Below are 23292 nucleotides of genomic sequence, written 5' to 3'. Positions count from 1 at the left end.
CGGAAGATTCTATGCCCGTTCTGTTGCTTCCCTGAACATCCTGTAAGGGAAGGCTCCCAGCAGGCTTTCAGCTTCGGCAGTCCGTCCCGTGTTTCCGCAGGCCAGCGGCGAGAAGAGCGCGGCATCACGCTTTGATAACGAGTCCTGAGGCAAGCGCAGGGGCGGCACCTACCGGGCCGGCGGAGGAAGCCGCGTCGGAGGCCCGCGAGAGAACCTCGTCGGGGCTCGCGAGGAGGCGGAACGGACAGCGCTACGGGGCGGAGTCCCGGCCGGCCCATGCCTTGGCGTAGAACAACGGGGACAGCGAGTTGAGCAGCTCGCTGTAGGCATCCGGGTCCATCCCCTGGGCCGAGCCGGCAGGGACCTCGGGGGCGAAGGCGGACACGCCCAGCCCGGCCGCATGGTCCTGCAGGGTCAGGCCGGCGGCCTCGAGGATCGTGGGGTACAGGTTCAGCTGGTCCAGGCCTGGACGCAGCCCGCCGCGCGTGTCCCCACCGGGAACCCAGATGCGGTTGAAGACGGTGCGGTTCTCGTGGTGGTCCAGCTGCTCGTGGAACGCGTCACCGGCACTCATGTGTTTGACGTGGTCGCCGGTGATCACGACGGCGGTGTCCTCGAGGTAGCCCTGGTCCTTCATGTAGTCCACGAAGCCGGCCACCTGGGTCATGGAGCAGGAGTACACGGAGGTGACCACGTTCTGGGTGTCCACATCGCAGTAGTCGTAGACGTGCACGGGCTCGTGGGTGTCCAGCGTCAGCATGGACAAGTTGAACGGCTCGCCGGTGGCCTCCGCCTCGGCGTGCAGCCGGTCGATCTCGTCGCGGGCGTTCGCCATCAGGCGCTCATCGCTCAGGCCCCAGTCGCTACGGAAGCTCCTCTCCTGCTCCCCGGCGGCACGCCAGTCGGAGAGGTCCTTCTCCTCGGAGTAGCCGTGGGTCTCCAAAAAGACGTCCTTGGCGGCGAAGGAGGCGTTGGCGCCGCCCAAAAAGGCGCTGGTGTAGCCGTGCTCATCGAGGACGTCGCCGAGGCAGGTCAGCCCGCCCAGGTAGGTGTCGGCGCCGCCGCCGAGGTCGTTCGAGGGGGCGCTGCTGCCCGTGGCGGTGTCAGCACCCTTCAGCGGGACGCCGCACTGCGTCCCGACGAGGCCGGCCATGGTCCAGCCCCCTCCCTCGTACTGCTGGAAGTCCTCCACGCTCTGCCAGCCGTCGGCGGCACCGGTGACCTCCTTGAGCGGGGCGAACGCGTCCTTCTCGAACAGCTGCTCGTCCTCGAGGGTGGCCTCGCCGGACTCGAGGAAGATCAGCACCAGGTTGCGCTTGTCCGCGTCGCTGGTCACGGTCGGTTCCACGTAGTGGTCGCCGAGGTCGTAGTCCGAGTTCGCCGCCCTGATGTAGTCCCCCATGCCCACCGTGGTGGAGAAGGCCGTGGCCCCGCCGATGACCACCGCGGCCACCAGGGTGGTGGAGACGGTGCGCAGGATCCACTGCCGGCGACCCGAGCGGGAATCCTCGCCCCCGCGGTGGCGCGCGCGGCGCAGATCGTTTCCGCCGGAGCGGCGCGCAGGGCGCACCTCCTCCCTGCGGCGGCGTGCGCGGCGCCGGTAGTGCTGCCCCACGGCGATCCCGACGGTGATGAGCACGGGCACGACACCGATACCCAGGATGCCGATCCAGACGACGGATCCGCCCCCGCCGTCGGTCTCCACGGAGACGAGGTTCATGAGCATCTGGCTGACGGAGATCGTGCCCCAGTAGAAGCGGATGCCCGCGGCGGCGGTGAGCAGGACGAGCCCCGCCCAGATCAGAACGTAGACCAGGACGTGCCCCAGGACCACGCCGACCCGTCGGGTCGCGTGAAGAATCCGGCCAGACATGGCAACACCTCGCGTTCCAGATGCCCGGGGTTTCGCCGAACGCCTTGACATCGGACCCGTTCTCGGGCCCATAGCAGACTAGTGCCGTTACGCTACCCGTTCAACCGGGGCTGCCGGACGATGAGCGGATCCGGGGCCGGCTGGTTGTACTGCTAGTCGGTCGAGGCCAGGAGCTTGGCCCTCAGTTCGCGGCGTTCGCGCTGCTTCTCCGGATCCGGCAGCGGTACGGCCGCGAGCAGCCGCTGGGTGTAGGGGTCCTGGGGGCTGCGCAGGATCTGGTCGCGTGTGCCCTGCTCCACGATCCGGCCGCGCTTCATCACACAGATGTAGTCGGCGAGCACGTCGACGACGGCGAGGTCGTGGGTGACGAAGAGGCACGCGAACCCGAGTTCGCGCTGCAGGTTCTGGAATAGCTCCAGGACCTTCGCCTGCACGGACACGTCCAGGGCCGACGTCGGCTCGTCCGCTACCATCAGCTTCGGCTTGAGCGACAGCGCGCGTGCGATACCCACGCGCTGCTTCTGCCCGCCGGACAGTTCGTGCGGATACCGGTTGCGGTAGGAGCGCGGGAGCTCGACCTGGTCGAGGAGGCTCTCGATGCGCTTCTGCAGCTCACCGCCCTTGGCCTCGCCGGCGAGGAACATCGGCTCCCCGATGCTCTCACCGATCGGGAGCCGGGGATTCAGCGACGACGACGGATCCTGGAACACCATGCCGACGTGGCGCCGCACCTTGACGAGTTCCTTCGCGGTGGGCCGGAAGCCCGAGATGTCGGTGCCGACGACCTTCAGCGAACCCTCCGCGACCGGCAGCAGCCCGACCGCGGCCCGGCCGATCGTCGTCTTGCCCGAGCCGGACTCCCCGACGAGCCCGATGACCTGGCCCGGGTAGACGGTGAGGTTGGCTCCCTCGACGGCGCGGAACGCGGGGACCCTGCCCTGCTTGGGGTACTCGATGGCGACGTCGACGAGCTCGAGCACCGCCTCGGCGGCCGGGTGCGCCACCGCCTGGTCCTCGGCGAGCTGGGCCAGCACCTCCTGCTCGCGTCGCTCCAGCTCGTCGCGGTCCACCGTCTGCAGTTCAGTGTGCGTCGCCGCCGCCAGCGCAGCGGTGATGTCGACGTCGTCGTTCCCGTCCCCCTGCCCCAGGTGGGGAACGGCGGCGAGCAGCTCCCGGGTGTACTCGTGCTGCGGGTTGTTGAAGATCTGCTCGGCGGTGCCGGTCTCCACGATGCGCCCCTTGCGCATGACGGCGATCCGGTCGGCGAGGTCCGCCACCACGCCCATGTCGTGCGTGATCAGGACGATCGCGCTGTTGAGCTGGTTCCGCAGGTTGCGCATCAAATCCAGGATCTCGGCCTGCACGGTGACGTCGAGGGCCGTGGTGGGCTCGTCGGCGATCAGGAGCTTGGGATCGCAGGACAGTGACTGGGCGATCATCGCACGCTGGCGCTGGCCGCCGGAGAGCTGGTGGGGGTAGGACCGGAAGGCCTTGTCCGGATCGGGCAGCTCCACCAGCTGCAGCAGGCGGAGGGCACGCTGCTTCGCCTCGTCGGGCGAGATCTCGTTGTGCAGGCGCAGCGTCTCCACGATCTGGAAACCCACCGTGTAGACGGGGTTCAGTGCCGTCATGGGCTCCTGGAAGATGACCGCGACGTCGTTGCCGCGAATCTGGCGCAGCTTGGCAGGCGACATCGTCAGGACGGATTTGCCGTTGAGCAGCACCTCACCCGTGACACGGCTGTTGGAGGGCAGCAGTCCGAGCAGGGACATGGAGCTGGCACTCTTGCCGGAGCCGGACTCCCCCACGATGGCGAGCACCTCGCCGGCCTTCACCTCGTAGTTGAGGTCGATGGCCGCCGGCACCCACTTCTTGTCGACGCCGAAGTCGACACTGAGGTTCCGCACCTCGAGGACGGGCCCCTGGGATGACGATCGGTCCGCGCCGGTGTCTCCGATGCCGCCGATGACCTGAGTACTCATGAAGTGATCTCCTTCGTGACGGAGACACCGCGGGACCGCGGGCACTCCTGGATTGCCGCTAGCGGCTGCAGTGCTGGGACTATGGAGCCATGGGACGCTCGATCGATGTGGCCGGAGCCACCGTTTTCAAGCCGCGCACGAGTGCATGGTTCACGGGCATCGCCGTACTCGTGGCCGGAGGTGGCCTGGTGTCCGTCGTCGCGACCGAGGGTCCGGCCGGCCTGCTGGCAGGATGGCCGCTTCTCGGCATCGCGTACGTCGGATGGTGGCTGTTCTGGTACCCGGCGGTGGTGTTCGCCGAGGACTCCGTCACCCTCCGCAATCCCCTGGCCACCGTCCGCGTACCCTGGGCCGCGCTGATCGACGTCGACACCAAGTACGCGCTCAAGCTGGTGACGCCGTCGGGCTCCTTCACGGCCTGGGCGGCGCCCGCTCCCGGAGTCTGGGGAACCCACGCGGGCAAGCCCGAGCACGTGACGAACCTGCCCTCCACGAGCTACGGCCCCGGCGGGTCGATCCGTCCGGGGGACCTCAAGAACACCGATTCGGGCTACGCCGCCTACCTGGTCCGCTCCCGCTGGCAGGACCTGGTGGAGAGCGGCGCCGTCGACGTCGACCAGCCGGCGCCCGTGCGCCGCACGTGGAACTGGCGGCACCTCGCCGCGGCCGCCCTGCTGGTCGCAGCGGCTGCCGTCTCGCTGAACCTGGCACCCTAGCGACGTCCTCACGCGGCTGCGGGCTTCTCTGCGTCCTTGGCCCGGCCGGCATTGAACTTCTTCTGCCGCGGGTCGAAGGCGTCGCGCAGCCCGTCGCCGATAAAGTTGATGCACAGGCAGATGAGCACGATGAACAGGCCGGGGAACCAGAACAGCCACGGGCGCGTCTGGAAGGCTTCCTGGTTCTGGCTGATGATCAGGCCCAGGGACACGTCCGGCGCCTTCACCCCGAAGCCGATGTAGCTCAGCGCCGTCTCCAGCAGGATGGCCGAGGACATGAGCAGCGTGGTGTTCACGATGATGACGCCGACCGCGTTGGGCAGGATGTGCTTGAAGATGATCCGCCTGTTGGATGCTCCTGCGATCTTGGCCGCGTCGACGAACTCGCGTTCGCGAAGCGTCAGGAACTCACCGCGGACGAGCCGTGCCAGACCGGTCCACAGCACGAGCCCGAGGAACAGACCGAGGAGCCAGATCTGGGCCCCCGAGCCGACGTAGCGGTTGACCGCCTGGCCGAGCGTCGCGGCGGCGAGCACCACGGGGATGATGATGACGATGTCCGTGAAGCGCATCAGCACCGCTTCGGGCCAGCCGCGGAAGTACCCCGAGCAGGCACCGATCACGACGCCGACCAGGCCGGCGAGCAGCCCGATGATGAACATGATGATGATCGAGTTCTGCGTCCCGCGCATCGTCATGGCGAAGTAGTCGCGCCCGATCGAGTCCTGGCCGAAGGGGTGGTCGCCCCAGCTGAACGGACTGGTGATGGTCGGCGCCCCGCCGCCGAGCAGGGGCAGGAACTCCGTGTGGTTGTACTTCCACCAGCCCGGTATGCCGGCGAAGCCCACGGAGGTGAACGCCAGGAGGAAGATGATGGCGAACACGACGAGGCTGATGATCGCGGCCGTGTTGTCGAAGAACTTCCGGCGGACGATCTGGCCCTGGGAAAGGCCCTTGGCTTCCTGGTCCGTAACCGGCGGCGGACCCGCGGCGGGCGTGGCATCCGCATCGGGCGTCTCATCGGCGTGCACCGGCCCCGTGACGGTCGACGTCGAACGGTTCGGGAAGTCCGAGGGACTCTGCGTCGTCATGCTTTCACCCTTACGCGAGGATCGAGGAACGAGTACACGATGTCGGCCACGAGGTTGAACACCAGGGCCAGGATGCCCGCCACCAGGAAGAAACCCATGATGGGATCGGGGTCGGTGCGCTGCAGTGCCTGCACGAAGAGCTGCCCCATACCGGCGAAGGCGAAGACCTGCTCGGTGATGATGGCGCCGCCGATGAGCGCTCCGATGTCGAAGGCGACGAGGGTGGCCAGCGGGATGAGCGCGTTGCGGAAGGCGTGGCGCGTGACCACCGTCCGCTCGCTGAGTCCCTTCGCGCGGGCCGTGCGGATGTAGTCCATGTTCATGATCTCCAGCATGGAGGCACGGGAGTACCGGCTGTAGCTCGCGAGCGAGGCGAGCAGCAGTGCGAGGGTCGGCAGCAGGAGGTGCGTGAACGTGTCCAGGCCGTTGACCCAGAACGTGCCGTCGAGGCCAGGGGTCTCGGCTCCCACCGTGGCGATAGGCCTCCCCCGCACGCGCGGGTTGCTGACGTAGGACGGCCACGTGACCATGAACCGGTCCACCACGATGAGGAAGCCCATCAGCAGGCCCGTCAGCGCTGCAGCCCGCATGCTCTGTCCGCGGTCGTACCCGCCCATGAGGTAGCCGACGGCCAGGCCCACGAGCACCGTGACGATCGCGAAGACCACGATCATCCAGGCGGTCGCGGCGTTCAGGATCGGGTTGACGACGTAGTAGGCGACGAGGCCCAGCGCCACCATGATCAGGGCCGAGAACAGGGCCTTGCGGTTCCGCAGGCCCGCGGTGAGCAGGACGACGCCGAACGCGATGCCGACTCCCGTGACGAGGATGATGATGGGTCCGAGGCCTGGCTTCGAGAACCAGTCGACGAGGTCGAGGACGAACAGGAGGACTGCAGCGACGACGGCGCCCAGGACGAACGCGATGCCCTTGCGTTTCCACGATCTGCTCGCGAACAGCGCCCAGATGAGCCCGCTGGCTATCGCCACGACGATGATCGTCGATCCGGGTATGTCGGGATCTGCGAGGAAGTTGTTGAACCCGATGGCGCCGAATTCCTTGAGCAGGACGGCCAGCCAGAAGATCGGGAGCGAGAAGAACAGGAAGGACATGAAGGTCACGCCGTAATCCAGGCCGCTGTACTGGCGCAGGGCCGTGATGATGCCCAGGGAGATGCCGATGATGATCGCGAGGACCGTGGCCGTGGTGACGAGGGTGATGGTGTTCCCCATGGCCCTCGCGAGCGAGGTGGTGACGGCTTCCCCCTGGATGCTCGCGCCGAGGTCGCAGGTGGCGGCGAAGGGGATCAGGCACTTCGCGGCACCTGCCAGCCAGCCGAAGTAGCGGAGGGGGGCCGGCGTGTTGAGGTCGAGGAGTTCCGTGCGGGCCTGGATGAGCTGCTCGCGGTTGGGGGCATTGCTCGCCCGGAGGTCCTCGAGCGGGTCCCCCGAGAGGGCGGTGAGCTGGTAGACGACGAAGGATGCGCCGAAGAGGATGAGGACGGCCGTCACCAGACGCCGGACGATGTAGGTCACCATGGGTTTTCACGCCTCAAGATCGGATTCGGGTGGGTGTTCCCGTGCTTTCGCTGAAGTGTAGTGCAGGGTCTGGAGTTCCAGTGCGACGGCGGCGCGCCACATGGAGAAGGCGCCGGGACGGGCGAGTTCCCCGGTCCCGGCGCCTTCTCCTAGGAATGTGCTTGTTCCAGCGATGGAGCTACTGGACTACCTGCCAATCCCAGAAGTTCCACCAGACACCGGTCTGGTTCGGCATGTACTCTATGCCGGTGACGTTGTCGCTGTACGCGTCGACGCCGGGCACCTGGAACAGGGGCAGTCCGTACTTGGAGTCCCAGATCAGCTTGTCGATCTGGATCTGGAGGTCGTCCTGCTTGTCCGGGTCCGTCTCGACGATCAGCTGGTCCATGAGCTTGTCGGCCTCCGGGCTCGAGAACCCGTTGAAGTTCGAGCCGTTGCCGCTCTTGAAGATCTGCGGGACGCCGGACACGCCGACACCCGTGTTGATCCAGCCGAAGATCGTCGCGTCGTAGGTGCCGTTGCCGAGCGCTGCTCCCCAGTCGGAGGCACCGAGGCCGCCGTCGACGATCTTGAAGCCTGCCTGCGAGGCGGACTCGGCGATCAGCGTGTAGGAGTTGAGGCGATTCGGGTTGTCCCGGTTGTACATGATCCGGACCTCCGGCGTCGCTCCGGCGAGCAGCTCCTTGGCGCCTTCGATGTCGACCTCCGCGTAGGCCTCCGAGCCGTTGTTCGCAGCGGACTCCTCATAGGGCTCCTGGTCCGTGAGGAACAGCTGCGAGTCGAGGGGTTCGGCGTCCGGGTTCAGCTTCTTGATGATGGAGTCCACCAGCTGCTGGCGGGGCACCGTCTTCATGAAGGCCTCGCGGACCTTCTCGTCCTTGAAGACGCCACCGAAGTTCAGGTCGAGGTGGTCGTAGGACAGCTGGTTGCCGCGCTCGACGGTGATACCCTCGAGCGCTTCGAGCTGCTCGACGGTATCGGCTGACGCCTGCGGGGCGATGATGTCGACCTCGCCGTTCTGCAGGGCCTGGACCTGTGCGGGGGCCTCACCGATATAGCGGACGGTGATCTCGTCCACCTTCGGCATCGGGCCCCACTTGTAGTCCTCGTTGCGTGTCAGCGTCATCGACTGGTCCGGCGTGACGGCCGAAGCGATGAACGGACCGTTCGAAAGGAACAGCGACGGGTCGGTGGGCAGCGACTTGGTGTCGAAGCCCGTGTTCCAGAAGTCGGCCAGGGCCTGGATCTCGGGACGCTCGACGGGCTTCTCGGGGTCGCCTGCCGGTGCGGTCTGGATGAGCTCGATGAGCGCGTCCTCGTCGGCGAGGCCACCCTTCTCCGCGAGCACGTGGGCGGGAGTGGCGATACCGCCGTCGCTCATGAGTCCGAAGGCGACCTTGTAATCCGCGAAGGGCTCCGAGTAGTTCAGCGTGATCGAGCGGCCGTCGTCGCCGATCTCGGGGAGTTCGGTGAGGCCGAGGCCGCCCGTATCACCGGCGTAGTCGAAGTAGGTGGCACCCGACGTGATCTCGCCCGCGTCATCGGTGGTGGCATCGTTGAAGTAGCCCGAGCCGATGGCCCACGAGAGCAGCAGATCGCCGCCGTCGACCGGTTCGCCGTCGGACCAGGTCACACCCTCGTTGACCGTGTACTTCACGCTGAGCGGGTCCTCGGAGAGGACTTCCATGGAACCGAAATCTTTGTTCTCGACGACCTCGAGATCGTTGTTGATGTAGACGAAGCCGGAGTGGGTCGCGTAGGCGATCTTGCCGTTGATGTCTACGTTGCCCTCGGAGCTGTTCGAGTTGAACGAACTGAAGGCATTCACCTCCACAACGCGGATGTTGCCGCCCGATGCTTCGCCCTCGGCACTCTCCTCGGGTGTTTCAGTACCCGTATTGGCAGCGCAGGCACTGAGTGCGAGCGCTGCAGCAGCAGCGACCCCCACAGCTTTGGAAGTACGTCCGAAACGCATTCCGCCTCCTATTTCATAGTGTGGTTCCAGCTTCACGCGGTGTTGCATGACAGCCGACACGCGACCCCGGAGGGTGACGCCACTCACGTGTGCAAAAGCCTAGGGGCACATTGTTACCAGCAGGTGTCCCTTGCCCGGACTGCTCCCGTGTTGTTATCGAGATGCAACCAAATATTTCCAGGCGTCTCCCCGTTGCTTCACAGCTGGACGTGATTGCGCCCTGCCGACGCCTGCTCCGGGCCTTTCCCTTGATATCGTTCTCGACTCGGTGTTTTGCTAGGGAGGGCCGGCGGCAGCGGCCGCCTGGGTGGCGCGAGCGTACCCGCTGCGGAGCCCCGGCCGGAACGGACAGGGAGCATCATGGCGTGGCTTTTCGTGGACAGGCACGCAGCGGTCTGGGACGACGACGCGAATGTCCAGGCCGCGATCGGAGCGCTCAAGGTGCGGCTGGACCAGCACGCCGAGGTCCACCTGTCCATCCAGAGCAAGGGGCTGAAGGGACCCGTGTTCGTCATCACCCGGGACACGGTGCTGAGTTCCCCGGAGCTGAGCAACCGCTTCAACGCGGACCTCTTCGCGGAGCTCACGACGCCGACCGCCCGGAACAGCCCGACGATCCACTGGTTCTCCGACGGCCGCGGATTCGTGTCGGAGACCACCAGCCGCATGTGGTGACCGGCGGGAAGTCCGCCGCATAGTCTGGGGATCAGCCGTCCGCCGATCCTGAAGAGGAAGCCCATGCCCGACACCACCCGTCCGCTTCGCAAGCTGGGATTCCTCACGATCGGCCTGTTCGATCCGGCGGATCCGGCCGCGGGACACGAATCGACACTGCAGATCATCGAGCTCGGTGAGCGGCTGGGATTCGACAGTGCCTGGCTGCGCCACCGCCATCTGCAGTTCGGTATCTCCTCCCCCATCGCGATGATGGCCGCCGCGGGCCAGCGCACCTCCCGGATCGAGATCGGAACAGCCGTGACACCGCTGGGCTGGGAGAACCCCCTGCGCCTGGCCGAGGACCTCGCCACCGTCGATCTGCTCGCCGGCGGACGCATCAACCCAGGCCTGAGCGTCGGTGAGCCGATGCACTACGACACCGTGAAGCACGAGTTGTACCCGGACTCCTGGGAGGTGGAGGACTTCAGCTACGCACGCGTGGAGCGGCTCGCCCGTCTGGTCGCAGGGGAACCGGTCCGGGACTTCTCCGGCAGGCAGGGGGTCGTCGAGGAGTTCTCCTCCCGGGTCGAGCCGCACTCGCCCGGACTGCGGCAACGCCTCTGGTACGGCGCGGGAAGCAGGAAATCGGCTGTCTGGGCCGGGGCGAACGGCTTCAACCTGCTCTCCAGCAGCGTCATCTTCCCCGAGAGCGATCAGGCTCCGGATTTCGCCCGCATCCAGCAATCCCAGATCCGCGCCTACCGCGAAGCTGCCGCCGCGTCAGCCCCTGAGCACGGACCGGTCCGGGTATCGCAGGGCCTGGTGGTGATCCCGACCGATTCGGCGTCGTCGGACCAGCGGGAGAAGTACCAGCGGTACGTCGACCAACGCCTCCCCCGCACCCGCGCACCCCAGGGGCCCAAAGGAATGCTGTTCGCCCCGGACCTCATCGGGACGAGCGATGAGATCGCGGAGCAGCTGTATGCGCATGCGGGGTTCCAGGAGGTCGACGAGGTGGCGTTCGCCCTGCCGTTCAGCTTCGACCACGAGGACTACGTCCAGATCCTCACCGACATCGCCGAAAAACTGGGGCCCGCCCTCGGCTGGACTCCTTCGGGTGTTGGGCAGGACGTCCCGTAGGCCGTTTCTGCGGCGTGCGCAGCGGGAGTATACGGCGACGGTAGCTGCAGTGTAAGCGGGATTGCCGGCGGGGCTTCGCCTACCCTTGATACTGACTGATTCGACCTCGGAGGCATCCTTGGCGACCCTGTACGCACGAGCACCAGCCGTTCCAGCGACCCGATCCGGAGCCATCGACGCACTCCGGGTCCTTGCGGTCGTCGCGGTCGTCACAGGACACGTCTGGGCGGGCCCGCTCATCGACGCCGGCCTCTACACCTGGCACGTCCCTGCGTTCTTCCTGCTCTCCGGGTACCTCTGGAAAACCCGCGGACCGGACACGCGGTGGGCCGTCGCAGCGGAAGCCAGGAAGCGGTTCAGAACCATCATGATCCCCTATTGCGCGTGGCTGGCCGTGACGCTCCTCGTCCATGTTCCCATCCACCTCCACCGCGGCACCCTGACGAGCGAAGCCGTGATCCTGCCTCTCATGGGCGGATCCCTCAACGCGGGACCGTTCGGTGCCTACTGGTTCATGAGTGCATTGTTCATCTCGGCCATCATGTTCCGGGCACTGGAGCGGGTACCCCTTGTCCTCCGGGTCGCACTCATCGCGGGGATCACGGTCGTCATCTACCTATTCGGGGATGTCCTCGCCCCGCTGCCCTTGTCGCTCGGAGTCGCCGGCGCCGCGCTCGTCTTCCTGCTCGCCGGGCAAGCCCTCCGGCACGTCCGCGCCCGGGTGAAAGCACCGATCCGGTCCGGCGCGGTGTGCCTGGTTGCGGGTGCCGCACCTGTCCTCGCCGGGATGTCGGCGCCGCTGGACATGAAGTACAACGAGCTCGGCACACCGGTCCTCAGTGTCGTCGTCGCGGTGCTGATCAGTTCCGGCCTCCTCCTGATCCTTGAGGGGGTGTTCTCCCGGCTGCCGGTATGGGTTCACGCGATGTCCACGAAGCTCGCCGCGGGCTGCCTGATGGTGGTGCTAACGCACACGTACGTGCTGTGGTTGCTCCCTGTTCCCGACACGGAGCGGTCGTTCTGGGTACTGATGGCGGCAGTGGTCCTGCCGTGGGCCGTCGCGATGATCCTCAACCGGACGCCGCTCTCTGGAGTCTTCCTCGGAACACCACGCGCAACCTGACAGGACTTCTACCGGCCAGCCGGATACACGCGAACCCAATCCACCCGCATCTCACCGGCACCGTCAGCAGTGCTGTCCGGGAACCAGTCCAGTTGGAGCGTCTGGTGCATCGAACCGGGAGGCTGGTGCGCGGGGTCGTTGTCCTCGAACCACTTCACCCCATCGATGTAGCCGACGATCCCACGCGGGGACCAATCGACCGCGTAGTTGTGGAACGTCGTGACGTCCAGGCTCTTGAACTCCGACGTCTGCGCATTCGAACAGCCATAGTGGTGGAAGAACTTGATGACGTTCCAGTCGCCCGTCGTCTCCGCGAAGTTGACTTCACCGTCGCAGGGCCAGCGCCCACTGTCCGGCCACAGGATGGCTACCAGATGGTACTCGTCGTCACCGGACCCGGCCGCTCGTACTTCCCACCGCCCGTACTTCTGGCGTGCGAACTTCGCGCTCATGCCGGCGGTCGTGCCATCCGGAGTTCCGGTCATGACCATCCGGGAACCGTCCACGGTAACCTGCCGTGGACTCCGGATACCTTTGCCCGCGTGCCCGATGCTGTTGTAGACCCTCCACTTCGTCGCATCCGGCGCTCCGATGTAATTGAACTCGTCGCCCGTTACAGGCAAACCCCACCCCTGGATCACCGCCGCCTCGGTTGGCGCTGCCGCCTCAGGTGCAGTTGTCACCATCCGCCACGGAGGGGTGTTTCGCGAGATGCCCGCACCGCCCTCCAGGGACGAACGGACGCTGTCCCCGAAGTTGGTAGTCGCCCCGTCCGGCTGTGCGTAGGTGTCCATGGTCAGTGGGGTCGTCGCTGTGGTGCTTGCCGTTGTCGGAGTGATGAGTGCCCACCCGACCAGAAGTGAGGACGCAATCACCGCGCATTTACGCCACAACATCCAGCCGCCCCCTATCGAGCCCGAACATCTTCTCGGAGCCGTCGTCCTGTGCGGCTGGTGCATCGCCGCCAGGAGGAACATCGGGGGAGTTCGTGCCCATCCGCCCGCGCCCAAGCACCACTGGTTTTACGGCGCACACTTGCAGCGACGCTTGCGGCGAGGAGGAGTGCCTTGCGGAGCCAGCCGAGGTCGCTTCCATATTCCTCGCTGTTTCTACTGGGGATTCGAAGCGACTGGTTCGAGGAGGCGCCGGCCGGGGAAGGATGACGCCCAATGCCAGCTAAGCCGAAGCGTAGAGCAGAAGCGAAAGGCTCAGCAACCACGACCTTCTACCACCCGTCGAGTGGAGCCCGGGTCAGACGTCGAAGCAGAACTTCACCACGTTCCATGACCGACATACCGGGCGAGCATACGGCCGGCAGTTGTCTCCAACGCCTGGGACAGGGGGGATTGACGGGCCCGAGCATAGGGATGATTCTTGGGGATACACCACCTCCTGGAAGGGGTGTCCTGCAGGGAGGGATTCCGATGCAGACTCTGGACCCGGACGACCTGAGCATCCATGTCGAGGCTGCGCCCGGGGTCGCCGACGAGCGTGCGGCCGACGAGACCAGGACACCGGAATACGGCGCAGAGGTGGCATGCTGCGTTTCGCTCGGTGGTGCTGTTGAGCCCGCACGGGGTGACCGGTTCGTCCGGTTGGAGCAGATCAGCGAGGACGGCCGATACCTCGAACACCGTCAGCCGAAGCGCCCGCAAATCCTTCGGGGACGAGCCGGCCGATCACTAGGTGTTCGCGCCGAAGTCGAGATGAGAGCTACGACAATGCCATTACGAACTCGGAGCGAAAGCGTTACTTCAGACGTCGCTGGTACTGGCCGTCCCCGTATCGGATTGACCACTTACTTGGAGGAGGCGTCGTGGGGTACATGGAAGGAAATGGCTGCGCTCCTACCACAGACCTATGTCCATGCTGTTGTCGCGGCTGGAGGCACCCCGGTCCTTCTGCCCCCTACCGGAACCGACCCTTCTGTTGTCGAGGCGCTGCACGGATTGATCATCTCGGGAGGGAGCGACGTAGGTCCTGAACACTACGGGGACGAGCCGCATGAACTGACCCGCACCCAACCTGCTAGAGACCTGCACGATATCGCCCTCATCAAGGCAGCCCTCCAAGCCGAAGTTCCCCTCCTCGCCATCTGCCGCGGTGCACAGATCCTGAATGTCGCACTGGGCGGGTCGCTGTTCCAGCACATTCCGGACTTCAACCCGGAGGCCGACTACCAGCCGGCGCCCGGCGTATTCGGCACCGTCGATTTCAGGACAACGGGCGGAAGTATCACTGGGGACCTTCTCGGTCCCAGCGCCAGTGCCCCTTGTTATCACCATCAGGCCATCAATCGTCTGGCTGACGGACTATATATCACCGCGGCCGCCGCTGACGGCACTGTGGAGGCCGTGGAAACAGCAACAGGCGGCTGGGCACTAGGCGTCCAGTTCCATCCGGAACAGAACCCGGCGGATCTGCGGCTCTTCGAAGGTTTCATCGAAGCCGCGAGACGCTACCGCACGGCCGAACGGAGAACCCCGGCATTGTCTACCAGCACATTTGCCGTGCTGAACGCGGCAACAAAGGAAGTCATCGAAACCATAGCTCTTGCGACACTCGAAGGCACTGACCGAGCCATCACGCAGGCTACCTGAGCGTTCGATTCCCGGCGCAACGTCTCCCGGGCAGACGCACCGAATTCACGAAGCCGCCGTTGCCGCGTCAGCTTACATACCGTCGCTCGCTGTCCTGAATGAAGTGGAGGCATTCCAACCGGGCAGGACATGGTCGAGGCGCTCATGCCGACCCATCCACATCGCAAAGGACTCTTTCGCCCGGGTACCGGTCGGCGTCGAAGAACGGAAACCTGCCGGCATCGGCCCCGAACTGCCAGACCTCCTCAAGGGAATTTGTCGCGACCAACAACCCAGGGCTTCTTCGGATTCCTTGAGCTGCGTCCTCAGGTGCAGCCGATAAAACGATATCGCGGGGCACATGCTCGAAATTCGCGAGCTCGACGACCTTCTGGCGGCCTTGAACGCGGGAGAGACGATCTCCTGAGGATCGCCAGACTGTGGGGCAATGCAGCCGCGAGCCAGGGGTCGCTGCGCATCACCGCCGAGCTCAACGGACGGTACCACTCCCCCGGCGAGGTACGAGCTTTGATTCAGAGCGTCGACGCCGAATTCAAGTCCTCCCCGCCGAACGTGAGCCGTGGAGGTCTGTTGCAGACGACCGAACTGAGCCTGACTCGCAAAGCCTTTCGCACGGGATCGAACAGCAGCGCTAGGCTGTCATCTCGTTCGCCAGTTCGTGCTTCTCCTGGGTGACCTCCACCGGCAGGTTTGGCCTGACATTGTTGTCGAACCAGGCGTCGTGGTGAGTGGCCGCCTCCCAAACTTCCACAACGGTCATTCCGCCTTCGCTCTCATAGGCGTAGTGGGCGTTGAAGCCGGGGGCCGCAATGAGTTTGTCCCTGAGAGCGGCGGCGATGCCTTCATACTGTTCCCGGGTCAGGCCGGGCAGAAGATTTTGGACCAGAACAGTCATGGCGGACTCCTTTGTAGCCGACTGCCGGCCGGACGGACGGATCCCGCGGACAGAGCCGGTACAGCCGAAGCCTACGCCGGTAGCGGCGGGTGCGACAGGGCTGGATGGCGCCCCGTGGGGCTGCGCTGACACCGTCGTTCAGAGGGGGCACAACCACGAAGTCACTCACCGGTAGATGAAGACAAGGCCGTTGGCTTCTTCGGACCAAGAATCAGCCTCGTACCGAACCGCCGACGCCTGCCATGCTGCACAATGCTGGCGGCATCATCTTGACTAGGCGCGGTCGCAAGAGCGCATCGCCGCTAGGAACACGTGTTCTTGGCGGCGATCACAAAAGGTCCCAAGGAGATCAAGAATTACACGTTGAAGCGGAACTCTACGACGTCGCCGTCGGCCATGACGTACTCCTTGCCCTCGATGCGCACCTTGCCGCGGGACTTGGCTTCGGCCATCGTCCGGGCTTCCATGAGGTCCTCGAAGTGGACGACCTCGGCCTTGATGAAGCCACGCTGGAAATCGGAGTGGATGACCCCTGCCGCCTCCGGGGCCGTGGCACCTTTCTTGATCGTCCAGGCGCGGGTTTCCTTGGGACCGGCGGTGAGGTAGGTCTGCAACCCGAGGGTATGGAAGCCGACGCGTGCCAGCTGATCCAGCCCCGACTCCTCCTGGCCGTTCATCTCGAGCATCTCGCGGGCCTCGGCTTCGTCGAGCTCCACGAGGTCGGCCTCGAGCTTGGCGTCGAGGAAGATGGCATCGGCGGGAGCCACGAGCTGGCGCAACTCCTCCTGGCGTTCCGGGCTCCCGAGCACCGCGTCGTCGACGTTGAAGACATAGATGAAGGGCTTGGCGGTCAGCAGGCTCAACTCACGCAGGTGCTCCATCTCGAGCTTGTCGCTCTTCACCGAGGAGAAGATCGTATCGCCGCGCTCGAGGACGACCTGCGCGGCCTGCATGGCGCTGAGCTGTGCGGCCTCGCGCTTCTTGATCTTCACTTCCTTCTCGACGCGCGGGATGGCCTTCTCGAGCGTCTGCAGATCGGCGAGGATCAGCTCGGTGTTGATGGTCTCCATGTCGGAGCGGGGGTCGACCTTGCCGTCGACATGGATGACGTCCGGATCGTCGAAGACGCGGATGACCTGGGCGATGGCCTCGGCCTCGCGGATGTTCGCGAGGAACTGGTTGCCGAGGCCCTCACCCTCGGAGGCCCCCTTGACGATGCCGGCGATGTCGACGAAGGAGACGGTGGCCGGCAGGATCTGCTTCGACCCGAAGACCTCGGCGAGCTGTGCAAGGCGCGGGTCCGGCAGGCTGACTACGCCGACATTCGGCTCGATGGTCGCGAACGGGTAGTTCGCCGCCAGGACGTTGTTGCGCGTCAGGGCGTTGAAGAGGGTTGATTTGCCGACGTTGGGCAGTCCGACGATGCCGATAGTAAGAGCCACGGGAGACAAGTCTACCGGGCAGCGGGAGGCCGTCCGGCGGTGTCGCGTCCGCCGAATGTCGGAGGTTCCTGCGACAGTGTGGACATGAGCACCACGGCCGTCCTCCTCGTTCTCCTCGCCTTCGTCCTCGGGAGCGCCGTCGGCGCCTTCCTGGTGGCGCGCTATCTCACCCCGCGCACGGCAGACCTCCGTACCGAGCTCGACGATGCGACAGCGCGCCTCGGGAGCACGACGACGGACCTGGCGGCAGCCGTCGCCCAGCGCGACCTCCTGCAGCAGCACAACCGCGAGCTGACCGGCAAGACCTCCACGGACAACGACGTCCTGCGTGCGCTCGCTCCCGTCGCGGAGAAGCTGACCCAGGTCCAGCGGCAGGTGGGCCTGCTCGAGCGCGACCGCCTGGAACAGTACGGGCAGCTCGCCCGGCAGCTCGAGGAGGCGCGCGAAGCGGATGCCCGCCTGCTCTCGACAACCTCCTCGCTCGCCGGTGCCCTGCGCAGCAACAGCGCGCGCGGCCAGTGGGGTGAGATCCAGTTGCGCCGCGTCGTGGAGGCAGCCGGCATGCTATCACGCGTGGACTTCCTGGAGCAGGTGTCCTTCAGCGCGGGCGACGACGGCGAGCGCGCACGGCCGGACATGGTGGTGCAGCTTCCGGGCGACAAGCAACTGGTCATCGACGCCAAGGTGCCCCTGACCGCCTTCCTCGCCGCTCAGGAGCTTGCGGGCGCGGCCGACAGCGACGCCGACACGGCCGCCCTGGAGTCCCGGCGCGCCGAGTTGCTCCGCCAGCACGGCAAGGCGCTGCGCGCCCACATCGACGCCCTGGCACGGAAGAAGTACTGGGAAGGCGCGGCGAACTCCCCCGAGCTGGTCATCTGCTTCATCCCGGTCGAGTCGGTGCTCTCCGAGGCCCTGCGCGCCGATCCCGAACTGCTCGACTACGCCTTCGGCCAGAACGTCGCCCTCGCGTCACCGGTGTCCCTGCTCGGCATCCTCAAGGGTGCCGCCTTCAGCTGGCGGCAGGCCGTGCTCACCGACAACGCGCGGGAGCTCTTCGACCTGTCGAAGCAGCTGTACGAGCGCCTGGGCACGATGGGCGGGCACGTCACCCGTCTGGGAGCGTCCCTCAAGACCTCGGTGGAACGCTACAACTCCTTCGTGGGCGCCCTCGAATCCCGCGTGCTTCCCACGGCCCGGCGCATCGGGGCGTTCGATTCGGCATCCCTCGACGTCGTCGACGCGGCGGCCGGTGGTGCGGAGGAAGGCGCCGACGTGAGCATGCTCGGCACGGCCCGTGCACAGCGCGCCGGGGCGCCGGGCAGCCCGGGCCAGGCCGCGATCGACGCCACTCCCCGCTCCCTGACGGCCCACGAGCTCCTCGACGGGACCGACGGGTAGCGGGACAGCGGGATAGCGGGATAGCGGGATAGCGGGCTGGACAGGACGCCGACGGGCGCTGCCCGCAGGGCCGGGCCTTGCAACGACGGCGGCCCTTCCCGAGGAAGAGCCGCCGTCGTTGCGGTGATCGGCCGCGGCGGACTGAGCCGCCGCCCGGAGAATCAGTTGAGCGTGGTGCGGTCCTGCCGCTGGCCCCTGCCACCACGACCCTGCGACGGGTCGCCCATGGCCTTCAGAGCGGCCCGGATCTCCTTGGGCAGGGAGAAGATGATGTCCTCCTGGGCCGTCACGACCTCCTCGACCTGTCCGTAGCCGTACTCGGCGAGCAGCCGGAGCACGTCCTGCACGAGGTTCTCCGGCACGGAGGCGCCCGAGGAGATGCCGACGGTGGCCACGCCCTCGAACCAGGACTCGTCGACCTCGTTGGCGAAGTCGACGCGGTGGGCTGCCTTGGCCCCGTACTCGAGCGCGACTTCCACCAGGCGGACGGAGTTCGAGGAGTTGGCGGACCCGACGACGATCACGAGGTCCGTCTGCGGCGCGATCTTCTTGATGGCGGCCTGGCGGTTCGACGTGGCGTAGCAGATGTCGTCACTGGGCGGGTCCTGCAGGGTCGGGAAGCGCTGCTTGAGCAGGTTCACGGTCAGCATGGTCTCGTCGACGCTCAGGGTGGTCTGCGAGAGCCAGATGAGCCTCTCGGGGTCGCGCACCTGGACCTTGTCGACGTCCTCCGGGCCGTTGACGATCTGGATGTGATCGGGGGCCTCGCCCGCCGTGCCCTCCACTTCCTCGTGGCCCTCGTGGCCGATCAGGAGGATGTCGAAGTCGTCGCGGGCGAAGCGCTGGGCCTCCTTGTGCACCTTGGTCACGAGGGGGCAGGTGGCGTCGATGGTCCGCAGTCCCCGGTCCTCTGCGGACTGCACGACGGCGGGTGAGACGCCGTGGGCCGAGAAGACCACGAGGGCGCCCTCGGGGACCTCGTCGGTCTCGTCCACGAAGATGGCGCCCTTCGCCTCGAGCGTGGAGACCACGTGCAGGTTGTGCACGATCTGCTTGCGCACGTACACGGGCGGCCCGTAGTGCTCCAGAGCCTTCTCGACGGCGATGACGGCGCGGTCCACCCCGGCGCAATAGCCGCGGGGTGCTGCGAGCAGTACCTTCTTCTCCCCGACCGGCGCGGCGGCGAGCACGTCCTCGGGAGAGCGACGCCTGCGCGGGATGGTGGGCATGGGGACCTGAACGGTGGTACTGGTCATTCTCCGATTCTACCGGGTCGCGAACGTGCGACCCGGTCCACCGGATGCTCCTCCGCTGGAAGCTAAGCCCTGCGCCCGCGTCCGACGGCGAGTTGCCCGATCACGCCGACCAGAACGGCGACGAGCCCCCCGACGACCACCGGCACACTGGAGTCCGCGATGTCCGCTCCGGCGCGTTGCGCCAGCCCCCGGATGAACACGTCGGCGACGGCACCAGTCCCGGGTGCCCTGGTTGCTGCGTCGGGCACCCAGTCCCCCGCGAGGATGCCGAGCACACCGATGCCCACGACCCCGAGTCCCAGGAGCGCGAGCGTGGTGCCCCGCCGTCGGGCGATCACGAGGGCCAGCAGCGCCAGCACCGCAGCGCCCGCGAGGTACAGCCGCCAGTCCTGCACCACGTCGGCGATACCGTGCAGGAGCCCGCCCCGTGCCAGGGAGCCGACCTCGACCGTGGTGTCTTCCGGGATCGGGATGTCCACGCCCAGACCCGCTCCGACGCTGTCCGCCACGAGCCCGACGACCGGCCCGAGATCGAGGGTCAGGACGGCCGGTGCCGACTCCGAGGGATCGGGCGCCTGCGCGAAGGTCACGGCGTGAGAGAGGCGCAGGGTCTCGGCCCAGGCGGCCGGATAACCGGACGAGCGGGTGACCGCCCCGGCAGCATCCCGGACGAGTGGTTCGACGAAGGAGCCGAGCTGCTCGGGCAGTTCGGTATTCGCCGTCACCTCCTGCGCGAGTGACTCGGCGAGCGCCGCCTGGAAATCGGCGTCGTCACCCAGCGGAGCCGCCAGCGCGATGAACCCGGACTCCTCCACGAGGTTCTCGTCGAGCCAGGCCGACACCAGTCCGCCCGAGGCGACGACGAGCGCGAGGAGGCCCAGGAGGGCAGAGACGAACGTCCGCATGGAATCCTTTACTGGAGGTCGAACCTCCGATTATGCCCGCTCCAGCGACAGCCGGCACGGTGCGGCAGGGGGTCGGGCAGCCCACTTCGGTCCTGCCGGGCAGGATGCCGTGGGTCGGGGGTGGTAGAGATGGACAGTGCATTTTCCCGTGGAACACCTGGGGGCAACCGCCTCCCCGAGGACAGGAGACCGATGACGAGCGAGGGATTCCGCGCGCAGCCCGTTGCAGGCTCGCCCCGGCCGGCGTCGACGGTCCCGGCGACGGCAGCGGAGACGTCACCGGACGCGCCGTGGCCGCTCCATCTCCTGTCCGAGAAACTGAAGGCACATATCGAGCGCGCCCCCGCGGCCTGGGTGGAGGGGCAGGTCATCGAACTCAACCGTCGCGCGAGCATGTGCTACATCACGCTCCGCGATGTCGACTCGGAGGTATCCCTGTCCCTCTCGGTCTACGGCAGCGTGATGGACCGGGCCTCCGCACCGCTTGATCGCGGCTCACGCGTGGTGGCCCGCCTCAAACCCGACTTCTGGGTCAAGACCGGGCGCCTGTCGATGCAGACGATCGACATCCGGCCCGTCGGGATCGGGGACCTCCTCGCCCGGATCGAGCGGCTGCGGCAGGCCCTGGCGTCCGAGGGACTGTTCGCAGCGGCCCGCAAGAAGCAGCTGCCCCTCCTCCCCCACCGCATCGGGCTCATCACGGGCCGTGATTCCGACGCCATGAAGGACGTGATGCGCAACGCGGCGCTGCGGTGGCCGGCCGTCGAGTTCGAGGTGCGCGAGGTGGCCGTCCAGGGCGTCAGCAGCGTCGCCCAGGTCACCGCGGCGCTCGCCGAACTGGACGCCCACCCACAGGTCGACGTGATCATCATCGCGCGCGGCGGCGGGGCACTCGAGGACCTCCTGCCGTTCAGCGATGAATCCCTGGTGCGGGCCGTCGCCCTGGCCCGTACCCCGGTGGTCAGCGCGATCGGCCACGAGGCGGACCGGCCCCTGCTCGACGAGGTGGCCGATCTGCGCGCCTCGACGCCGACGGATGCGGCGAAACGTGTGGTTCCGGATGTCTCGGAGGAACTCGGCCGGATCGGCCAGGCGCGTGCCGCGCTCGAGCGCTCGATCCGGGTCCTGGTGCACCGCGAGAGTGAGAGCCTCGCCAACCTGAGGTCCCGCCCGTCGCTGGCACGACCGGAAGGGATGATCGACGTCCGCGAAGCCGACGTCGAGCGGCTTCGATCCCGCGCGCTGCGCTCCATCTCCACCGCAGTCGAGCGGGAGGCGGACTCGATCCATCACCTGCGCGAACGCGTCCGGTCCCTGTCGCCGCAGAAGACACTGGACCGCGGGTACGCGGTGGTGCAGAAGGCAGACGGGCACGTGGTCAGGGAGCCGGCGGACGTGCAGCCAGGCGAGACCCTGCGCATCCGGGTCGCCGGCGGGCAGTTCGGCGCGGTCTCCCAGGATGCGCCCGCTCCGTCCGCCGCCCATTGACCCGGGCCACCCGACCATCCCGGTCCCCGCAGCCGGACATCAGACCACCCAGCAGACGAGGAAGACACCATGAGCCAGAACAGCCAGCCCGAGAACAACCAATCGGACACCAGCCGGCCGGAGACCCGCCGCCCGGAGGTGGACACGCTGTCCTACGAGCAGGCACGGGAGGAACTCGTGGCCGTCGTCGCCCGGCTCGAAGCGGGGGGCGTGAGCCTCGAGGAGTCGCTGGCCCTCTGGGAACGCGGCGAGGCCCTGGCCGATCGCTGTGAGGCCTGGCTGGAAGGGGCGAAGGTGAGGCTCGCGGCCGCGCGGGACAAGGCCGAGGGGTAGCGGCTCAGGACGTGGCGAGGCGTTTCTTCTCGGCCTCGGCTAGTCGCCGTGCGGTGCCGCCGGATCCTCGGGAGCCTCATGACGGCGCTGCGCGATGAGTTCCTTCGTTCGCACCAGTCGCAGGAGGGTGACGAGGACGATGCCTCCGAGCACGTTGAAGAGCAGCGTGTACCCGAACCAGGCGAGCCACTGCCCGTAGGTGATGTCCGCACCGGACTGGATCGCTGCGAAGATCAGCAGTGAGTCCAGAATGGAATGGAACAGCTGCAATCCCGCGAGGAGGAACCCGCCGATCACCGTGGCGATGACCCTGGCGACGTCGTTCTCAGTGCCCTGCTGCATCCGGCTCATCAGGGTGATCGTGCTGCCGCCCAGTACCGCCAAGGCGACCACCTGGAGGGAGAACGGGGCGTCGACGAAGTGGTGGGCGCTCTCGCTCACGGTGTCGGACCACTCGGGGAACGCCTGCATGACGATCCAGACGAAGACCCAGCCGCCTGCGAGGTTCGCCACGAGGGTGCCTCCCCACAGCTTCGCCAACTGGGCGGGGCTCCCTTCCTTCGCCACGACGGCTGCAACCGGCATCAGGAAGTTCTCCGTGAACAATTCGCTGTGCGCGAGGAGAAGCGCGACCAGGCCGATGCTGAACGCGAGGCCTGCAAGCAGATGATTTCCCGTCTCGTGCATAACGGCCAGGTAGGCCATGATGCCCAGACCGACCTCGAATCCGCCGAACACGCCAGTCACCAGGATGTTCCTCGTGGTGCGGTGAAGCCGCTCGGCACCCTCGCCGATCGTCTTGTCGAAGGATTGCTTGAGCTCGTGCTCGACCGGGGCGTCCGTGTCGCCCAGTTCACGCCTGCGTTCTTCGCTCATTTGC

At 66.7% G+C, this 23292-nt stretch carries 19 protein-coding genes; 8 read left to right on the top strand and 11 right to left on the bottom strand.

Going from position 1 to position 23292, the window contains the following annotated elements:
* Window positions 1-250: 250 nt before the first annotated feature.
* Window positions 251-1873 carry an LTA synthase family protein gene (locus P5G52_RS08655; RefSeq protein ID WP_301226531.1) on the bottom strand — a complete coding sequence of 541 codons (1623 nt, stop codon included), beginning with the start codon at window positions 1871-1873 and terminating at the stop codon, window positions 251-253.
* A gap of 152 nt (window positions 1874-2025) precedes the next feature.
* Window positions 2026-3855, bottom strand: a complete 1830-nt coding sequence (locus tag P5G52_RS08650; RefSeq protein ID WP_301226530.1) for an ABC transporter ATP-binding protein — start codon at window positions 3853-3855, stop codon at window positions 2026-2028.
* Between the two features lie 89 nt (window positions 3856-3944).
* Between P5G52_RS08650 and P5G52_RS08645 the strand changes: the two genes are divergently transcribed.
* Entirely contained in the window at window positions 3945-4571 is a 627-nt protein-coding gene (locus P5G52_RS08645; protein WP_301226528.1) for a PH domain-containing protein, read from the top strand.
* A gap of 8 nt (window positions 4572-4579) precedes the next feature.
* Here P5G52_RS08645 and P5G52_RS08640 read toward each other — a convergent pair whose 3' ends face one another.
* The 3 genes from P5G52_RS08640 to P5G52_RS08630 form a co-directional block, all read right to left on the bottom strand.
* A complete protein-coding gene (locus P5G52_RS08640; RefSeq protein ID WP_301226526.1) occupies window positions 4580-5662 on the bottom strand; it encodes an ABC transporter permease in 1083 nt (360 codons plus the stop codon).
* The gene (locus P5G52_RS08635) at window positions 5659-7200 is read right to left on the bottom strand and encodes an ABC transporter permease (RefSeq protein WP_301226524.1); all 1542 of its coding nucleotides are present in this window, start codon (window positions 7198-7200) and stop codon (window positions 5659-5661) included. Before P5G52_RS08635 ends, P5G52_RS08640 begins: the two co-directional genes overlap by 4 nt.
* 178 nt (window positions 7201-7378) lie before the next feature.
* Window positions 7379-9175 carry an ABC transporter family substrate-binding protein gene (locus P5G52_RS08630; protein WP_301226522.1) on the bottom strand — a complete coding sequence of 599 codons (1797 nt, stop codon included), beginning with the start codon at window positions 9173-9175 and terminating at the stop codon, window positions 7379-7381.
* Between the two features lie 360 nt (window positions 9176-9535).
* Here P5G52_RS08630 and P5G52_RS08625 point away from each other — a divergent pair, with 360 nt between their 5' ends.
* The 3 genes from P5G52_RS08625 to P5G52_RS08615 all read left to right on the top strand — a co-directional run bounded on the left by P5G52_RS08625 (window position 9536) and on the right by P5G52_RS08615 (window position 12095).
* Entirely contained in the window at window positions 9536-9850 is a 315-nt protein-coding gene (locus P5G52_RS08625; RefSeq protein WP_301226520.1) for a hypothetical protein, read from the top strand.
* Window positions 9851-9913: 63 nt separating this feature from the next.
* Window positions 9914-10972, top strand: a complete 1059-nt coding sequence (locus P5G52_RS08620; RefSeq protein ID WP_301226518.1) for an LLM class flavin-dependent oxidoreductase — start codon at window positions 9914-9916, stop codon at window positions 10970-10972.
* Window positions 10973-11090: 118 nt separating this feature from the next.
* Window positions 11091-12095 (top strand): acyltransferase family protein, encoded by a 1005-nt coding sequence (locus tag P5G52_RS08615; protein ID WP_301226516.1) that lies wholly within the window; start codon window positions 11091-11093, stop codon window positions 12093-12095.
* Between the two features lie 8 nt (window positions 12096-12103).
* Here the strand turns inward: P5G52_RS08615 and P5G52_RS08610 are convergent, their stop codons facing one another.
* Window positions 12104-12970 (bottom strand): glycoside hydrolase family 16 protein, encoded by an 867-nt coding sequence (locus P5G52_RS08610; protein WP_301226514.1) that lies wholly within the window; start codon window positions 12968-12970, stop codon window positions 12104-12106.
* Window positions 12971-13519: 549 nt separating this feature from the next.
* Here P5G52_RS08610 and P5G52_RS08605 point away from each other — a divergent pair.
* Complete coding sequence (locus P5G52_RS08605) at window positions 13520-14695, top strand: gamma-glutamyl-gamma-aminobutyrate hydrolase family protein (protein ID WP_363321871.1); 1176 nt, start codon at window positions 13520-13522, stop codon at window positions 14693-14695.
* A gap of 631 nt (window positions 14696-15326) precedes the next feature.
* On the opposite strand, the gene P5G52_RS08600 is transcribed toward P5G52_RS08605, so the two are convergent.
* Together P5G52_RS08600 and ychF are read right to left on the bottom strand one after the other, a co-directional pair.
* Window positions 15327-15590, bottom strand: coding sequence for a hypothetical protein (locus tag P5G52_RS08600; protein WP_301226512.1), 264 nt, complete (start codon window positions 15588-15590; stop codon window positions 15327-15329).
* Between the two features lie 356 nt (window positions 15591-15946).
* Window positions 15947-17032: a redox-regulated ATPase YchF gene (gene ychF, locus P5G52_RS08595; RefSeq protein ID WP_301226510.1), complete on the bottom strand. Its 1086-nt coding sequence runs from the start codon at window positions 17030-17032 to the stop codon at window positions 15947-15949.
* A gap of 84 nt (window positions 17033-17116) precedes the next feature.
* On the opposite strand from ychF, the gene P5G52_RS08590 reads away from it, so the two are divergent.
* Window positions 17117-18430, top strand: coding sequence for a DNA recombination protein RmuC (locus P5G52_RS08590; RefSeq protein ID WP_301226508.1), 1314 nt, complete (start codon window positions 17117-17119; stop codon window positions 18428-18430).
* A 161-nt stretch (window positions 18431-18591) separates the two neighbouring features.
* Here P5G52_RS08590 and P5G52_RS08585 read toward each other — a convergent pair whose 3' ends face one another.
* A complete protein-coding gene (locus P5G52_RS08585; protein ID WP_301226506.1) occupies window positions 18592-19686 on the bottom strand; it encodes a 4-hydroxy-3-methylbut-2-enyl diphosphate reductase in 1095 nt (364 codons plus the stop codon).
* 62 nt (window positions 19687-19748) lie between these two features.
* A complete protein-coding gene (locus tag P5G52_RS08580; protein ID WP_301226504.1) occupies window positions 19749-20591 on the bottom strand; it encodes a hypothetical protein in 843 nt (280 codons plus the stop codon).
* 192 nt (window positions 20592-20783) lie between these two features.
* On the opposite strand from P5G52_RS08580, the gene xseA reads away from it, so the two are divergent.
* Window positions 20784-22079: an exodeoxyribonuclease VII large subunit gene (gene xseA / locus P5G52_RS08575; protein ID WP_301226502.1), complete on the top strand. Its 1296-nt coding sequence runs from the start codon at window positions 20784-20786 to the stop codon at window positions 22077-22079.
* Between the two features lie 69 nt (window positions 22080-22148).
* On the top strand, window positions 22149-22412 hold the full coding sequence (locus P5G52_RS08570) for an exodeoxyribonuclease VII small subunit (protein WP_301226501.1): 264 nt from the start codon (window positions 22149-22151) through the stop codon (window positions 22410-22412).
* A gap of 39 nt (window positions 22413-22451) precedes the next feature.
* On the opposite strand, the gene P5G52_RS08565 is transcribed toward P5G52_RS08570, so the two are convergent.
* The gene (locus P5G52_RS08565) at window positions 22452-23288 is read right to left on the bottom strand and encodes a formate/nitrite transporter family protein (protein WP_301226499.1); all 837 of its coding nucleotides are present in this window, start codon (window positions 23286-23288) and stop codon (window positions 22452-22454) included.
* Window positions 23289-23292: the final 4 nt, after the last annotated feature.

The organism is Arthrobacter burdickii, from assembly GCF_030433645.1.
GTDB classification, from domain to species: domain Bacteria; phylum Actinomycetota; class Actinomycetes; order Actinomycetales; family Micrococcaceae; genus Arthrobacter_D; species Arthrobacter_D burdickii.
Note: the sequence above shows the minus strand (reverse complement) of the source record. Positions and strands in the feature narration are given on the sequence as shown.

Bases quoted from the DNA above. Each gene is read 5' to 3' on its own strand.
- P5G52_RS08655 (WP_301226531.1), bottom strand. From the start codon at position 1,873: ATGTCTGGCCGGATTCTTCACGCGACCCGACGGGTCGGCGTGGTCCTG.
- P5G52_RS08650 (WP_301226530.1), bottom strand. From the start codon at position 3,855: ATGAGTACTCAGGTCATCGGCGGCATCGGAGACACCGGCGCGGACCGA.
- P5G52_RS08645 (WP_301226528.1), top strand. From the start codon at position 3,945: ATGGGACGCTCGATCGATGTGGCCGGAGCCACCGTTTTCAAGCCGCGC.
- P5G52_RS08640 (WP_301226526.1), bottom strand. From the start codon at position 5,662: ATGACGACGCAGAGTCCCTCGGACTTCCCGAACCGTTCGACGTCGACC.
- P5G52_RS08635 (WP_301226524.1), bottom strand. From the start codon at position 7,200: ATGGTGACCTACATCGTCCGGCGTCTGGTGACGGCCGTCCTCATCCTC.
- P5G52_RS08630 (WP_301226522.1), bottom strand. From the start codon at position 9,175: ATGCGTTTCGGACGTACTTCCAAAGCTGTGGGGGTCGCTGCTGCTGCA.
- P5G52_RS08625 (WP_301226520.1), top strand. From the start codon at position 9,536: ATGGCGTGGCTTTTCGTGGACAGGCACGCAGCGGTCTGGGACGACGAC.
- P5G52_RS08620 (WP_301226518.1), top strand. From the start codon at position 9,914: ATGCCCGACACCACCCGTCCGCTTCGCAAGCTGGGATTCCTCACGATC.
- P5G52_RS08605 (WP_363321871.1), top strand. From the start codon at position 13,520: ATGCAGACTCTGGACCCGGACGACCTGAGCATCCATGTCGAGGCTGCG.
- P5G52_RS08600 (WP_301226512.1), bottom strand. From the start codon at position 15,590: ATGACTGTTCTGGTCCAAAATCTTCTGCCCGGCCTGACCCGGGAACAG.
- P5G52_RS08590 (WP_301226508.1), top strand. From the start codon at position 17,117: ATGAGCACCACGGCCGTCCTCCTCGTTCTCCTCGCCTTCGTCCTCGGG.
- P5G52_RS08585 (WP_301226506.1), bottom strand. From the start codon at position 19,686: ATGACCAGTACCACCGTTCAGGTCCCCATGCCCACCATCCCGCGCAGG.
- P5G52_RS08580 (WP_301226504.1), bottom strand. From the start codon at position 20,591: ATGCGGACGTTCGTCTCTGCCCTCCTGGGCCTCCTCGCGCTCGTCGTC.
- xseA (WP_301226502.1), top strand. From the start codon at position 20,784: ATGACGAGCGAGGGATTCCGCGCGCAGCCCGTTGCAGGCTCGCCCCGG.
- P5G52_RS08570 (WP_301226501.1), top strand. From the start codon at position 22,149: ATGAGCCAGAACAGCCAGCCCGAGAACAACCAATCGGACACCAGCCGG.
- P5G52_RS08565 (WP_301226499.1), bottom strand. From the start codon at position 23,288: ATGAGCGAAGAACGCAGGCGTGAACTGGGCGACACGGACGCCCCGGTC.